General features: G+C 66.5%; 14 protein-coding genes. 6 read left to right on the top strand and 8 right to left on the bottom strand.

Annotation, left to right across the window (positions count from 1 at the left end; translation table 11 throughout):
- Nucleotides 1-9: 9 nt before the first annotated feature.
- From AB0M14_RS34890 to AB0M14_RS34870, 5 genes are all read right to left on the bottom strand, one after another.
- Nucleotides 10-960 (bottom strand): GlxA family transcriptional regulator, encoded by a 951-nt coding sequence (locus AB0M14_RS34890; protein WP_365003436.1) that lies wholly within the window; start codon nucleotides 958-960, stop codon nucleotides 10-12.
- Between the two features lie 386 nt (nucleotides 961-1,346).
- Nucleotides 1,347-1,622, bottom strand: a complete 276-nt coding sequence (locus AB0M14_RS34885) for a hypothetical protein (RefSeq protein WP_365003433.1) — start codon at nucleotides 1,620-1,622, stop codon at nucleotides 1,347-1,349.
- Nucleotides 1,616-2,161, bottom strand: a complete 546-nt coding sequence (locus AB0M14_RS34880) for an RNA polymerase sigma factor (protein WP_365003430.1) — start codon at nucleotides 2,159-2,161, stop codon at nucleotides 1,616-1,618. The genes AB0M14_RS34885 and AB0M14_RS34880 overlap by 7 nt, the downstream gene beginning before the upstream one ends.
- Before the next feature lie 153 nt (nucleotides 2,162-2,314).
- A complete protein-coding gene (locus AB0M14_RS34875; RefSeq protein ID WP_365003427.1) occupies nucleotides 2,315-2,563 on the bottom strand; it encodes a hypothetical protein in 249 nt (82 codons plus the stop codon).
- A 131-nt stretch (nucleotides 2,564-2,694) separates the two neighbouring features.
- Complete coding sequence (locus tag AB0M14_RS34870; RefSeq protein ID WP_365003425.1) at nucleotides 2,695-3,102, bottom strand: potassium channel family protein; 408 nt, start codon at nucleotides 3,100-3,102, stop codon at nucleotides 2,695-2,697.
- Nucleotides 3,103-3,108: 6 nt separating this feature from the next.
- On the opposite strand from AB0M14_RS34870, the gene AB0M14_RS34865 reads away from it, so the two are divergent.
- Nucleotides 3,109-3,483, top strand: a complete 375-nt coding sequence (locus tag AB0M14_RS34865) for a hypothetical protein (RefSeq protein WP_365003422.1) — start codon at nucleotides 3,109-3,111, stop codon at nucleotides 3,481-3,483.
- Here AB0M14_RS34865 and AB0M14_RS34860 read toward each other — a convergent pair.
- Nucleotides 3,459-3,608, bottom strand: coding sequence for a hypothetical protein (locus tag AB0M14_RS34860; RefSeq protein ID WP_365003419.1), 150 nt, complete (start codon nucleotides 3,606-3,608; stop codon nucleotides 3,459-3,461). The genes AB0M14_RS34865 and AB0M14_RS34860 overlap by 25 nt on opposite strands.
- Nucleotides 3,609-3,978: 370 nt before the next feature.
- On the opposite strand from AB0M14_RS34860, the gene AB0M14_RS34855 reads away from it, so the two are divergent.
- The 3 genes from AB0M14_RS34855 to AB0M14_RS34845 all read left to right on the top strand — a co-directional run bounded on the left by AB0M14_RS34855 (nucleotide 3,979) and on the right by AB0M14_RS34845 (nucleotide 8,142).
- Nucleotides 3,979-5,046 (top strand): alpha/beta hydrolase, encoded by a 1,068-nt coding sequence (locus tag AB0M14_RS34855; protein ID WP_365003416.1) that lies wholly within the window; start codon nucleotides 3,979-3,981, stop codon nucleotides 5,044-5,046.
- A 94-nt stretch (nucleotides 5,047-5,140) separates the two neighbouring features.
- Nucleotides 5,141-7,342, top strand: coding sequence for an elongation factor G-like protein EF-G2 (locus tag AB0M14_RS34850; RefSeq protein ID WP_365003413.1), 2,202 nt, complete (start codon nucleotides 5,141-5,143; stop codon nucleotides 7,340-7,342).
- Between the two features lie 56 nt (nucleotides 7,343-7,398).
- Nucleotides 7,399-8,142 carry a DUF4191 domain-containing protein gene (locus tag AB0M14_RS34845; protein WP_365003411.1) on the top strand — a complete coding sequence of 248 codons (744 nt, stop codon included), beginning with the start codon at nucleotides 7,399-7,401 and terminating at the stop codon, nucleotides 8,140-8,142.
- 75 nt (nucleotides 8,143-8,217) lie between these two features.
- Here AB0M14_RS34845 and AB0M14_RS34840 read toward each other — a convergent pair whose 3' ends face one another.
- Entirely contained in the window at nucleotides 8,218-8,748 is a 531-nt protein-coding gene (locus tag AB0M14_RS34840) for an RDD family protein (protein ID WP_365003408.1), read from the bottom strand.
- 231 nt (nucleotides 8,749-8,979) lie between these two features.
- Between AB0M14_RS34840 and glnA the strand changes: the two genes are divergently transcribed.
- Entirely contained in the window at nucleotides 8,980-10,416 is a 1,437-nt protein-coding gene (gene glnA, locus AB0M14_RS34835; protein ID WP_365003405.1) for a type I glutamate--ammonia ligase, read from the top strand.
- A 699-nt stretch (nucleotides 10,417-11,115) separates the two neighbouring features.
- Nucleotides 11,116-11,994: a tyrosine-protein phosphatase gene (locus AB0M14_RS34830; protein ID WP_365003402.1), complete on the top strand. Its 879-nt coding sequence runs from the start codon at nucleotides 11,116-11,118 to the stop codon at nucleotides 11,992-11,994.
- A 63-nt stretch (nucleotides 11,995-12,057) separates the two neighbouring features.
- Here AB0M14_RS34830 and AB0M14_RS34825 read toward each other — a convergent pair whose 3' ends face one another.
- Nucleotides 12,058-14,838, bottom strand: a complete 2,781-nt coding sequence (locus tag AB0M14_RS34825) for a protein kinase (protein WP_365003399.1) — start codon at nucleotides 14,836-14,838, stop codon at nucleotides 12,058-12,060.
- Nucleotides 14,839-14,882 lie beyond the last annotated feature (44 nt).

The following is a 14,882-nucleotide window of genomic DNA, read 5'->3' as shown; positions in this document are numbered from 1 at the left end:
CTCTTTCTTTCAATTAGTGAACCGGGCGCGATACTCGCCCGGCGGTATGCCCAAGTGGCGATGGAAAATCCGATACAGCGTGTCCGGGCTGCCGAGCCCTACTGTCGAAGCCACCCGATCCATCGGCTGATCGGTGGTCTCCAGTAGCCGCCGCGCCGCCCCCACCCGAACCCGCTCGACGTAACGTGCGGGAGTGGTCCCGATCTCCGCGGCGAAAACACGCGAAAAATGCCGGGTACTCATCCCCGATCGTGCCGCCAGCGCGGCGAGCGAAAGGTCCTCCGCAAGATTCTCTTCCAGCCAAACCTGCAGTGTTCGAAGCGAATTCCGCTGCGGCGGAGCTGCGGCCACCGGCGCGCTGAACTGACTCTGCCCACCGGGCCGATGCAGATAGACCACCAGCCACCGCGCCACCTCCCGCGCCAGCTCGGACCCATGATCAGCACTGACCATCGCCAACGCCAGATCGATCCCCGCCGTCACCCCCGCCGACGTCCACACCGACCCGTCCCGCACATAAATCCGATCCGGATCCGTCAGCACCGCGGGAAACTCACTGGCCAGCAACTCCCCACCGGCCCAATGCGTCGTCGCCCGCCGCCCATCCAACAGCCCGGCCCGAGCCAGCAGGAACGCCCCCGAACAGATCGACCCCACCCGCTCGGCCCGCCCGGCGATCTCCCGAATCCCCGCGATCAGCGCGTCATCGTTGCTCGTGTCCAACGCGGTGAGGCCACCGGCAACCAGCAACGTATCCACCGGCCCCGCCCAGCCCCCGAGCGCACCGGCCAGCACCTGGACGCCCGCCGACGTCCGCACCGCCCCACTCGCCGCCGCCACGATCTCGACCCGATACCCGGGCCGTGCCCCCAACAGCGCCGCCGAACTGAACACATCCGCGGGCCCCGCCAGGTCCAACAGCTGAAACCCGTCGAACACCACGATCAGCACGGTCCGCATACGCCCAGCCTGACCCACCCCGCCTATGGCGTCAACGACACGACTACCGCAAATCCAGCCATCGCCGGGTCGCGGTTCACATATCGTCGAAGGTCAGGTCCTCGGCGAGGTCGTCCCAGGGCAGGTCGTGCATCGCTCGCGCGGCGTCCGGGTGGACGAGACCTTCGCCAGGCTCCTGGAACCACACCACGATCAGGCGGGAATGCCACCAATCCCCGACAGCACGGGACGTCGCCGGACCATGGAACCATCCGATACACCGAACCGACGGCAGGAACTCTTCCGACCGTGCCGGGATCGCACTGGCCGCCCGGGGATACGGTTCGGCGGCACCAAATACACCGGCGCACCGGAATTACCGCCCGTACGCGTCCGGCAGCGAGCCCTTATCGCACGCCATCGTCCGCGGCAGCCAGCGTGCAGACCCCGTCGACGCAGGTCCGGCGTAGCCGCCCGCGCGAGATGGTCTGGACCAGACCGATCGCCCAGCAGGTGGGGCAGCCGCGCAGTGCGACTACTCCCACCGGTGCCAGCAAGAGGCTCAGCGGGCCGGTCACCGGCAGCAGGGCCAAGGCCGCGATCAGCGCACCGAAACCGAGTGCGCCTCTGGCGAGGTGCCGGGGCACGGATGCGCTGGCGAAAGTGCTTTCCTCGGTCAGCATTTCGGGTCCGAGGGGTCGCGGAGAGCAGTTTGGAGAGTGGTCCGCGCCCGGTGCAGGCGGGATTTCATCGCCGCGGTGCTGAGCCCGAGCAGGTCGGCGACCATGCGGCCGCTGTAGCCCTGGATATCGCGCATGATCAGCACTTGACGTTGCTCGAGCGGGAGCGCCGCGATGGCTTCGGCGACTCGTTCGGCTTCGAGCCGGCGCAGCAGCTCCTCCTCGGCCGAGACTGCGTCCGGTTCCGGCAGTGGATCGAATTGTCTTGTCCGCAAACGGAGTTGACGCAGGCACTCGTTGCGCACGATCCGGAACATCCACGACACCAGCGCACCGGAGGCGCGCAGGGTGCCGATCTTCCGGTACAGGATGATCAGCGCTTCCTGAGCCGCGTCCTCGGCGTCCTCCGGCGTCGCGCACAGCGAGTACGCGAAGCGCCGGACGTGCGGGTGGGAGCCGGAGATCAGGGCGGCAACCGACTCCACGTGGCCCGACCGCGCCGCTAGTACTACGGCCTCATCGGGCCAGACCGACTCACCCACGACGACCACTCCACCGGCGGAAAGCAACAACACTGCAGGTACAGACAAGCACAGCGCCGACGACGATCGCAGCGAGAACCATGACAACCTCCTGATCGCGTACCGGCGTGGTTGCCGGTACGCAGATTAGAGGGTCCGGCTCGGCGAAAGGATTCAGCAGTTGCTGGCGAGCAGCTGACGTTCCAGTCTGGTGATCCGGGTTTCGAGAACGGACCGCTGGCTGGTGTTGTTGGACTGGCTCAGTTCGCGTTCGGCCCGGTTGAGCGCGAGGCGCAGGTCGAGGCAGCTCTGCGACTGGTTCTGGTTGGTCGCCGGGGCCGCGGTGGCCGCGGGGAGTGCGAGGGTGAGGGTGGCCGCGGCGGCGAAAGCGCCGGCGAGGATGCGGGTCGTGGTGGTGCGCATGGATTCTCCTGAACAATTCGAAGGGGTTGTCTTCGATGATGTCGGTGAATCCGGGCAGCTGATACCCACCCTGGGGGTGCTGTTCGCTCCCCCGTCGCGTCCCGAGGTTTCAGGAATTCGCGGCACGCTGATCACTTGGGCGCCGGGTCTTGCTGCCCATCCGCCGATCGCTCCTCCAGTGCCGCCCGAATCGCCCGCAGCTGAGATTTGATCTCCTCTTGCTCCTCATGTTTGAACGCATCGTTGTCCACGATCAGTTTGCTCGCGAAATGGGCGGTGATCAGCGGGATGACGAGCAGAACCATGATCGAGATCAGGGTTCCGGCCAGAAATCGGCCGGCCGCGGAGTTCGGATACAGGTCGCCGTAGCCGACCGTGGACGCGGTGACCACTGCCCACCAGATCGCGTCACCGAAGGTTTTGTTCTCCTCGAACGACCAGAACAGCAGGGCACTGACCAGGATCAGCGTCAGATAGGTGCATAGCAGCGCCTTGGGTGAATTGGTGGCCGTCAGCACGACATGCTTCAACAATTTCATCGCTACATGGTGACTCGCACGGGCTCGATAAGCGATCAATTGCCGACGATCAATTCAAACAGGTTCACGCCGATCGCCGTGATAATCGTCGCGGCGAGCGGTGCCACAATCATCCAGCTGAAACGCATTCAGTTGAGCGCCGGCCAGCGCTTCGGCGCCGCACCTATCGCACCCTGGAAGTACTGCAAGCTCGGCGCGCACCTGGATTCCGGTTGGTCCAGGCACCGGCCGGTAGGCCTCCAGCGGGTCCGGCGGCGGGGGCGGCAGCAACCGCCAGTGATTCTGCTGATTGTTCACATCGACTCTTATCCGAATAGTGAAAAACTGTGCGGGATAACCGATTACGCTGTGGCCGGCTATTCTTCCTCGCCGGAGACATAGTTCGTGATAGCCGCGATGACCGCGTTCAGCGCGTCGGTGAGCATCTGCACATCGGTGAAGGCCTGCGCCATTTTGGTGAGAATCACCGAGATCTTCACGGCGTCGCGGGCCAGCCGCGCCAGCACCGCCGAGACGACGTGCGGTGTGGCGGCGCCGAGGGTGACTGCGCAGTTCGGTCAGCGATCTACTGAACGCGGCGTCCTTCTCGTGGAAGGTTTCCGCCACGGTTTTCAGCTTGTCCGGCAGCGCCGAAACATCTTGCGAGAGTTTGCTGAGGGCGTTGATGGCGTTGTGGCCGCGGTATCGCGCCGAATCCGTCGTCGCAGTTGCCTAGATAGGTGGCGGCCTCCAGCATGCACGACATGATCTCGGCCGACAGCGCCGCCGGCTCCATTGGACGCGTCCCAGATCCGATCGGTTCCCTCGAATTCGCTCCCAAGAGTTCAGGGAACCCCCGGATGCGGCCGTCCACCTTGATCGAACAGACTCGACGGCATGCGACTCCTCCGATTCCTCGCTGCCGCAGCGGTTCTCCTCGCCGCGCTCACCACGGGGACGACGGCCGCTGCCGGGCCGCCGCCACTACCCGCCCCGTCCGGCCCGTTCGCCATCGGCGTCCAGGAGTTCCACCTGGTCGATGACCGCCCGGATCTGTGGGTCCCCGAGCGCAACCGCGAGTTGATGGTCTCCGCCTGGTACCCCGCGCTCGCCCCGATCGGCCGACCGGATCGGTATGCGACGGCGGCGGAGTCGGCCCTGATCCTCGGTTCGCAGAAGGTCGCTGGAGTCGCGCCCGAGGCGCTGAGCGAGATCGCGACCCACGCCTACGTCGACGCGCCGCAGCTGGGCATCGCCCTGCCGACCGTCGTCCTGTCTCCCGGCTTCACCATGCCCCGTTTCTCCCTGACCGCGCTCGCCGAGGATCTGGCCAGCCGCGGCTACCTGGTCCTGGGCATCGATCACACCTACGAAGCGGCGGCGATCACTTTCCCCGACGGCCGGATCACCGAATGCGTTGCCTGCCAAGGCCGTCTGGACGGCGTCGCGGTTTCCCGCAACCGCGCCGAGGATGTGTCCTTCGTCCTCGATCAACTGATCCCCCGTCTGCCCGTCGACCAGTCCCGCATCGCCATGGGCGGGCACTCGGCGGGCGGGTTCACCGCACCGTTCGCGCTCGCGGAGGACGCCCGCCTCCGGGCCGGCTTCAATCTCGACGGCACCTTCCCGGCTCCGCCGTATGGCCGGGCCGTCGATCTTCCGTTCCTCATGATGGGCACACCCACCCACGCACCCACCGGCCCGGCCGGCCCGAAGTGGGCCGCGGCCTACGACGCGTTCGGCGGCTGGAAAAGCTGGCTGACCGTCACGGGAGCATCACACGGGTCGTTCACCGACTTCGCCCCGATCGCCGACCACCTCGGCATTCAAATACCGGAAACGACGCTGAACGGCACCCGAGCGGTCGAACTGACCCGCAAGCATGTGGCCGCTTTCCTCGATCAACACCTGCGCGGTCTCCCGGCCCCAGACTCCGCCCCCGACCCGGAAATTCACCGCGTCTGACGCCCACCGGCCCCCGTTTCGCACGAACCATGGACGTGACCCAGGTCACGGTGGGAAGCTCGAAGGAACGTGTCGACGCAAGGAATCAAGACCTATGGCGGACAAGGCGAGTGGCTCGGCTGGGGGCAACGGCAGAGTATTCACGGTGGACCGGCCGGAACGGATCCGGAATGTGGTGCTGGTCGGGCACAGCGGGTCCGGGAAGACCACCCTGGTGGAGGCGATGGCGCTGACCGCGGGGGCGGTGAACCGGGCGGGGCGGGTGGAGGACGGGACCTCGCTGTCGGACTACGACGAGATCGAGCACCGGCAGCACCGCTCGGTGCAGTTGTCGGTGGTGCCGATGGCCTGGGAAAATATGAAGGTCAACCTGGTGGACACACCCGGCTACGCGGATTTCGTCGGCGAACTCCGGGCGGGACTCAGGGCGGCGGATGCCGCCCTGTTCGTTGTGTCGGCCGCGGAAGGTCCGGAGGGGGTCAGCGGCACGACGCGCGCGCTGTGGGAGGAATGCGCGGCGGTCGGAATGCCGCGAGCCATCGTGATCACCCATTTGGACACCGCGCGTGGCGATTTCGACGAAATGGTGGCGACCTGTCAGGAGGTGCTCGGCGGCGGATCCTCGGAAAATATTCTGCCGCTACATCTTCCGGTCTACGGACCGAAGAGTCCGGACGGACATCGCCCGGTGACCGGGCTGGTGGAACTCCTGCCGAACTGCGTGGTCGACTACTCCTCCGGCGCGGGCGTGAAAGCCGAACCCTCCACCGAGCAGCAGGAATTGCTGGAGGAAGCCCGCAACCGGCTGATCGAGGGCATCATCGCCGAGAGCGAGGACGAATCGCTCATGGACCGCTACCTCGGCGGCGAAGACATCGAACTATCCACGCTGGTAATCGATCTGGAGCGCGCGGTGGCGCGTGGCAGCTTCCATCCGGTGCTCTTCGGCGCGCCCGCGCCCGAGGGCGCCCGGCAGGGTCTGGGCACCGTGGAGCTGCTCGATCTGATCACCGGCGGATTCCCCACCCCGGCCGAACACATCGTCACGGCCGCACCGCTGTCCGCGGAGACGAAAACCCGTCCGCTGCCCTGCGATCCGGATGCCGCGCTCGCCGCGGAGGTCATCCGCACCGCCTCCGATCCATACGTCGGCCGGGTCTCACTGGTCCGCGTCTTCTCCGGCACGCTGCGCGCCGACGACACAGTCCACGTCTGCGGGCACGGCCTGGCCGACCGCGGCCGCCCGGATCACGACGCCGACGAACGAGTCGGCGGCGTGACCGCCCCGTTCGGCAAACAGCAACGCCCCCAAGGCCAAGTCATCGCGGGCGACATCGCTTACGTCACCAAACTCAGTCACGCCGAAACCGGCGACACCCTCTCCGGCACCGGCGCTCCGCTGATCATCGATCCGTGGCCGATGCCGGACCCCTTGCTGCCCATCGCGGTTCGCGCGCACAGCAAGGCGGACGAGGACAAGCTCTCCCAGGGCCTGAGCCGGCTGGCCGCCGAAGACCCCGCCATCCGGGTCGAGCACAACGCGCAGACCCACCAGCTGGTGCTGTGGTGCCTGGGCGAAGCCCACCGCGACGTCGCCCTGGAACGACTCCGCACCCGCTTCGGCGTGCAGGTCGACGTGATCGACCACAAAGTCGCCCTGCGTGAGACCTTCGCGGGCAAGGCGAAAGCGCGCGGCAGGCATGTGAAGCAGTCCGGCGGCCACGGCCAGTACGCGGTCTGCGAGATCGAGGTGGAACCGCTGCCCGGCGGTTCCGGCATCGAGTTCGTCGACAAGGTGGTCGGCGGTGTGGTGCCGCGACAGTTCATTCCCTCCGTCGAGAAGGGCGTTCGCGCCCAATCGGTGAAGGGCGTCGCGGCGGGCTACCCCCTGGTCGACATCCGGGTGACGCTCTTCGACGGCAAGGCGCATTCGGTCGACTCCTCCGACGCCGCCTTCCAGACCGCCGGCGCGCTCGCCCTCCGCGAAGCCGCGGCCACCGCGGGCATCGATCTCCTGGAACCGATCGCCGATGTCTGGGTCGTGGTCACCGACGACTACGTCGGCCCGGTCCTGTCCGATCTGTCCAGTCGCCGCGGGCGCGTCCTGGGCACCGAACCGCACGGCGCCGGCCGCACCCGCGTCCACGCCGAGGTCCCGGAACTGGAACTCAGTCGCTACGCCATCGACCTGCGCTCGGTCTCGCACGGCACCGGCGACTTCAGCCGCACCTACACCCGGCACGAACCCATGCCCGCCCAGCTCGCGGCCGCCGTCCGGGCCCGGGCGAAGGACTGAGACACGGATCTGATCCGCTGCCCAGTCATAGTTACCCAGCCACTATCCTGAGACGCATGGCACCAGGTAAGGGCGGCACGCCGTCGAAGGAAGCGAAGGCCGCGGCGAAAGCGGCCCGCAAGCAGGCCTCGAAAGAGCGTCGCCAGCAGCTGTGGCAGGCGTTCCAGATGCAGCGCAAGGAAGACAAGTGGCTGCTGCCGCTGATGATCGGCGCGCTGCTCGGCCTGACCGCGATCGCCCTGGTGATCGGCCTGCTCACGGGTCTGCAGTGGTTCCTGCTGCCGCTGGGCATCCTGCTCGGCGTGCTGGCCGCGTTCATCATCTTCGGCCGCCGGGTGCAGAAGAACGTGTTCGCCAAGGCCGAGGGCCAAGCCGGCGCGGGCGCCTGGGTGCTGGACAACTTGCAGGGCAAGTGGCGGGTCAAGCAGGGTGTCGCCGCCACCACCCAGCTGGACGCGGTGCACCGGGTGATCGGCCTGCCGGGCGTCATCCTGGTCGGTGAGGGCAACCCGCAGCGGTTGAAGAGCCTGATCGCGCAGGAGAAGAAGCGCACCGCCCGCCTCATCGGCGATACCCCGATCTATGACGTCACCATCGGCAACGACGAGGGCCAGATCGCGCTGAAGGATCTGCAGCGCTGGCTCACCAAGCTGCCCCGCAATATCGACGCCAAGCGGATGGAGAACATCGAGGGCCGCCTGGCCGCGTTGAGCGCGCGCACCGGCCCGGCGCTGCCGAAGGGCCCGATGCCCGCCGGCGCCAAGATGCGCGGCGTGCAGCGCACGATCCGCCGCCGCTGATCCTCGACGAACAAGGGCCCGCATCCCATTGATTGGGATGCGGGCCCTTGTTGTCAACGGGCTCGTGCGAGCTTGTCAGCGGGCTCGTGCGAGCCCGGTCCCGGTCGCCCGGTCGTGCATACCGCGGCCATCGCCGTCGGTGAACAGCGCCGGAACCACGAACACCAGCAGCACCTGACGGAACAGCGCCCGCAGGAATCCGACCGCCACGGGCGCGTCCACCCGGATCACCCGGATCTTCAAGAAGTACTGACCCGGCGTGAACCCGAACAGCGTCACCGCGAGCACTCCGACTACGAACCACACGCCCCAGGTCGGGGTGCTCAGCGCGTTGATCACCGCTTCGAACTCCGACGGCGGCGTCTTACCGGCCGGAACATTCATGTCCGACACGAGCTGCGCGCCGTTCGGCCGCACGATCAACGCGGCGATACCGATCGACAGAATCCAGTCGACGAACAGTGCCGCGATCCGCCGCCCCATCCCGACCAGCGACCCGACGCCCGTCTTAGGCAGACCGAGATGCTCGCCCGGATACTCCGGGGTTGCCGGGTCGCCAGGTTCAGGAGACGGTCCGGACAGCCAAGAGCCGGTCATGCGTGCCATGCCCACCACAATAAGGGGCGGTCAAGCCCCCTCCGACGCCGGAGCCAACTGGGCGGATGGCAAGATTGGCCTGCTGGTATAGCCCGGGTGGTGATCCTCACCCGTTCAGCCGCACGTGTAACACTGGCGAAACACAGCCTTGACTGCCGGGAAACTTCGCGTCCATAGCGTCTGGTCGCGACGAACCCATGCAATCGACACGGGCTGGGAACCGATCCGTAAGGAGAACAAGTGACGTTCAGCACGGCCGACGAGGTCATCAAGCACATCAAGGAAGAGGAAGTCGAGTACGTCGACATCCGCTTCACCGATCTTCCCGGTGTGCAGCAGCACTTCTCCATCCCGGCCAAGGCGTTCACCGCCGATCTCGCCGAGGAAGGGCTCGCGTTCGACGGTTCCTCCGTCCGTGGCTTCCAGTCCATCGACGAGTCGGACATGCTGCTGCTCCCCGACTTCAGCACCGCGCGCATCGACCCGTTCCGCGCCGCCAAGACGCTGAACCTGAACTTCTTCGTGCACGATCCGTTCACCCGTGAGGCCTACTCCCGCGACCCGCGCAACATCGCGCGTAAGGCGGAGGAGTACCTGCGCTCGACCGGCATCGCCGACACCTGCTACATCGGTGCCGAGGCGGAGTTCTACATCTTCGACTCGATCCGCTACGACTCGGGCATGAACGGCGCCTTCTACGAGATCGAGTCGGTCTCGGGCTCCTGGAACACCGGTGCGGAGTTCAACCCGGACGGCACCCCGAACCGCGGCTACAAGGTGCGCAACAAGGGCGGTTACTTCCCGGTCGCCCCGTACGACCACTACGTCGACCTGCGCGACAAGATCTCGACCAACCTGCAGAACGCGGGCTTCGAGCTGGAGCGCGGCCACCACGAGGTCGGCACCGCCGGTCAGGCCGAGATCAACTACCGCTTCAACACCCTGCTGGGCGCCGCTGACGACCTGCAGCTGTTCAAGTACATCGTGAAGAACACCGCGTGGCAGGAAGGCAAGACTGTCACCTTCATGCCGAAGCCGCTCTTCGGCGACAACGGCTCGGGCATGCACGCCCACATGTCGCTGTGGAAGGACGGCAAGCCGCTGTTCCACGACGAGTCCGGCTACGCGGGCCTGTCGGATCTGGCGCGTCACTACATCGGCGGCATCCTGCACCACGCCCCGTCGCTGCTGGCGTTCACCAACCCGACCATCAACTCCTACCACCGTCTGGTGCCGGGCTACGAAGCCCCCATCAACCTGGTGTACTCGCAGCGCAACCGTTCGGCTGCCGTGCGTATCCCGATCACGGGCTCCAACCCGAAGGCCAAGCGCATCGAGTTCCGCGCGCCGGACTCCTCGGGCAACCCGTACCTGGCCTTCGCCGCCATGATGATGGCCGGCATCGACGGCATCAAGAAGAAGATCGAGCCGCTGGCTCCGGTCGACAAGGACCTCTACGAGCTCCCGCCGGAGGAGGCCAAGAACATCCCGCAGGCCCCCACCTCGCTGGCGTCGGTCATCGACAAGCTCGAGGAAGACCACGACTACCTCACCGAGGGTGGCGTGTTCACCGAGGACCTGATCGAGACCTGGATCGACATCAAGCGCACCCAGGAGATCGCCCCGGTCAACCTGCGTCCGCACCCGTACGAGTTCGAGCTCTACTTCGACGTGTAAGTCGTTGTAGCGACCGCTACTCGTGAAGCCCCAGCTGCCAGCAGCTGGGGCTTCGCCCATTTCGGGCATGCTGAGGCGTAGCTCTGCCGAACTCGTTCACTGTCAAGTATCATTGGAGCCGTCACTTCGGTGATGCCGAGCGGTAGGGACCGCCCTCCATAGACGATCCCTACCTGGTGAGCTCAGCTAGCCCGCACTCGGCGGACCGCTACGAGAGCCCCGGCGGCTACGGCGGCTACCAGGAGCAGTAGGCCGTAGTCGACCGGGGATTCTCGCTTTCTCCGGCGATGTTTCGCCATACTCACCACCTCCAATCTGGGCGCAGTGTGTGGACCAAGTCCACCGCCCCTCGACTGGAGGTGCCATCACCCTACCTTTGATAGCCGACACGAATGATCAGTTTCGTAGCTAAAGATTCGCTCACGGCTCGCGCGAAACCCGTTGGGTGGGGTGCGGATTCGATGCGAGCTGCGCGGGACGAGCCACGACTTGATCCTGGACAACAACTGCCGATCCGGCATATTTCGGATAGGGTGGGATTGCGATCGCGTTGTTGTTCAGGGCCCGAAACACGCGAATCCCGTTGAGCGGCAACGATATCTCGGTGACCGGCTGGTCGGTTCCGGTGAGCGGGGCTGCGGCGGCGTAATAGCGGGAACCCCTGGCACGAGGGGGAACCGGCTCTTAACGTCCCCCGCCATGAAGATTTCGCTAATTTCTCTGCTCGCCGCTCCGCTTACCGCGCTAGCGCTTTTCTCCGCGCCGACCGCTACCGCCGATGAGGAAGTGGCGGCGCTCGCAAAGATCGAACTGCAAGGCGCGGTCAATGTTCGTGACATCGGCGGGTATCGCACCTACGACGGCGCGAAAGTGAAGACCAAGAAGGCGATTCGAGCCGATTCGCTGGAGAAGCTGACAGCTTCCGATATCTCGGTGCTACAGGGATACAACCTGAAGCAGGCCATCGATCTGCGGACCCAGGCCGAGATCCAGTTCAGCGGACCGGACAAGTTGCCGAGCGGGGTCCCGCTGGTGGCGCGGCCGATCGATGACACCGGACTGTTCACCAAGTTGCTGGAGGTCATCCAGTTGCGGGACCCGGTGAAACAGGAGGAGATGCTCGGCGGCGGCAAGGCCGAGCAGATCATGGCCGGGGTATACAAGAGCTTCCTCACCGATGCCTCCCGCACCGCGTTCGGCCAGACCATCCGTGACCTCGCCAATACCGACCGCCCGACGCTGTACCACTGCACCGCGGGCAAGGACCGCACCGGCTGGCTCACCTACGTCCTGCTCCGCGCGGTCGGCGTCCCCGAACGCACCGCCCGCCAGGACTACCTGCTGTCCAACCAGTACCGTGCCGCCGCCGACGCCAAGCTCCGGGAGCAGGTCAAACAAGCCGGCCTCATGCAGAACCCGGACCTGCTCATCCCCCTGCAGGAGGTCCGCGACGCCTACCTCGACACCGCCGTCCGCGAAATGGAGAACAAGTACGGCGATCTCGGCAAATTCCTCACCCAGGGCCTCGGGCTCGACCCCGGCACCATCCTCAAACTCCGCCGCAACCTCGTCAGCTGACCGCCCCCGCAACCCAACTCGGCCCCTCCAACCCCTCGGGAGGGGCCGAGTTCTGCGTCGGGATCACCCGAAGATCGCGACCACGACGATCAGCAATGCGGCGAGCATCATCAGGATGTACCCCAACCGCGCCTTGTCCGCCGTCATCGGACGGCGGTGCGCCGGGCGTGGGGTGCGAGGCGGAATCTCCTCGGCGAGAAACACATTCGGCGCTATCTCCATACACGTGGCTCGCACCCCTACGGGTTTCCGCTCTTCCGGAAGTGTGGCAACCCGCAGACCGCCGACCCCCTCGGGAACCGAGGCTGCTTCGGATCCAGCTGATTCGTCGGCGGACCCCGAACAGGCTGCGGCAGCGATCGGTGTCGGCACCAATTCGTGGCCGAAACCCGAATCATCTACTGGGATCGGCTCTTCCACCTCGCAGGAGACGTCCGTAGCCAAACTCGGCGGCGCGATCAATGGGGTGACCACTTCGTCGGCGTCCCGGTCCGCCTCCTCCGGCGCACCCCGATCCGCTGCCGCACTCCACTCCTCCCCTGCTGGAGTTCGCTCGTCCGGCGACAGCTCAGCCAACTGGTTCGGTTCCATCGTCGCCGGACGTTCCTCAGGAAGGTGTGCCTCGACGGAGCGGGCCACGCCCCCGGCGCGGGCGCGGATCTCGGCCAGCGACTCGTCCGAGTGCGACTCCACCATCGGAAATGGCGCTGCTGCTTGCTCCCTCGGGGCCTGCCGTTCGGGCGGGACCCGAACGATCGCAGGCGCTTGATGCTCGGAGGAGAACCCTGTCGTGGACGATTCGTCCCAAGATCGCGAATCCGCCACTGGGTCGGACTCTTCCACATGGGCTGACACGCCGAACTGAGGCTGCGCTGCCGAGTCTGTGTCGTCGAGCGCCCACTTCCCATCCGTCAGACTGACGGAAGGGAAGTGGCCGCTGGACTCCTCGTCCTCGCCGGACTCCGGGCCCGCGGCCGTCGCGGCAGCCATCTCCCCTGGGCGTGGGGCATGCCGCGACCCATCCGGTGCCAGATCCGCGGCCGTCGCGGCGGGCAACTCCGCTGGGCGTGGGGCACTCCGCGACGCATCGGGTGCCAGGAAACCCGTCGACTCCAGATCCGCGGCCGTCGCGGCGGACATCTCCCCTGGGTGCGGGGCATGCCGCGACCCATCCGGTGCCAGATCCGCGGCCGTCGCGGCGGGCAACTCCGCTGGGCGTGGGGCACTCCGCGACGCATCGGGTGCCAGGAAACCCGTCGACTCCAGATCCGCGGCCGTCGCGGCGGACATCTCCCCTGGGTGCGGGGCACTCCGCGACGCATCAGGCGCGAGGAAATCCGTCGGCTCCAAGTCGTTGCTACGGCACGAAATGTCCGCGCGGGGTGCGGGGTCACCGGTGTCGGTATCACCGCTATCGGCATCTGGCGGCGGCGAGTCCGTGCTATTCGGAGGCGGTGCACCGATGTTCGGCTGCTCCACATCAGGCTCTGAAAGCATTGCGAATGCGGGCAGTTCGACGGCGATCGAGATCCTTGTGGTGGGTGACTCGTCGTCGAAAAGGAAGTCCTCGACCGGGGTTGGTCCTGCTGGAAAGCATCCATCGATCGACGTTTGCTCGTGCGGCGAGGACGGCTCCTCCGGCGTGTGCTGTTCGTCGAGGGACGGGGATTTCGCTGGGCGAGTTGAATATGCGGCGAGAACTGGGAATCTGGCGGTCGGCGGCTCGTCACTGGATTGCGGATCTTGCACTGAACCGGCATCTTCTGCCGCTCGCGGGTCGTCCAGGCGCGGATACGACGCGGGTTCGACTGAACCGGCATCTTCTGCCGCTCGCGGGTCGTCCAGGCGCGGATACGACGCGGGTTCGACTGAATCGGCATCTTCTGCGGCTCGCGGGTTGCCTGGGCGTATATGCGGTGCGGGTTCGTATGAAAGCGGCTGGTCGGGTGCGGGGTACGGAATGCGCTCGCGGGTGGGATGGGTTGTGCGCGAGGGGAATACCGCAGTGGTCGGGCCGGTGAAGGCTTGGCGGACGGCGTCGACGAATTCGGTGCAGGTGGGGTAGCGGTCGGTGGGGTGTTTGGCCAAGGCGCGGATCATGACCTTGTCCAAGGTGTTCGGGAGTTCGGGGCGGACGGTGGCGACGGGTTGGGGTGGGTCGTGGAGGTGGCCTTTGATCATGGCGGCCGGGTTGTTTGCGGCGTGCGGGAGGGCGCCGGTGAGCATGCGGAAGAGGGTGCAGGCCAGGGAGTATTGGTCGGAGCGGTGGTCCAGGGGCAGGCCGCGGAGTTGTTCGGGCGCGGCGTAGGCGAGGGTGGCGAGGATGGTTCCGCTGTGGGTCGGCTGGCCGGGTTCCTCACGCAGGCGGGCGATGCCGAAGTCGGTGAGCAGGGCGGCTTCGCGGCGGGCGCGGGTGGGGCGGGCCAGGAGGATGTTTGCGGGTTTCACGTCGCGGTGCAGGACGCCGGCGTTGTGGGCGTAGTCGAGGGCGTCGGCGGTGGTGTCGATGAGGGCGAGGACGCGGTCCGGGGGCAGGCTACGCGGGGAGACGACGGTGGCGTCGCGGCCGTCGACGTATTGCATCGCCATCCAGAGCCGGTCGTCGTCGATGCCGCTGTCGTAGACCGCGACGATTCCCGGATGATGCAGGTGCGCAACAACTTCCGCCTCATCTTCGAAACGGGTACGGATTTCCGGGTCGGCGGAGACATCGGAATTGAGCAGCTTGAGGGCGACGGGCCGGGGCATGCCCGAGCGTCGGGCGAGGTAGACGGCACCCATGCCGCCGCGCCCGAGCGTGCCTTCGATCCGGTAGCCGGCGAAGACATCTCCCCTGTCCAGCATCAGACCTCCCGATCGTCTGCCGAATGATAGCTACGTCGGCGGGG

This window comes from Nocardia sp. NPDC051832 (assembly GCF_040681285.1).
Classification (GTDB): Bacteria; Actinomycetota; Actinomycetes; order Mycobacteriales; family Mycobacteriaceae; genus Nocardia.
Note: the sequence above shows the minus strand (reverse complement) of the source record. Positions and strands in the feature narration are given on the sequence as shown.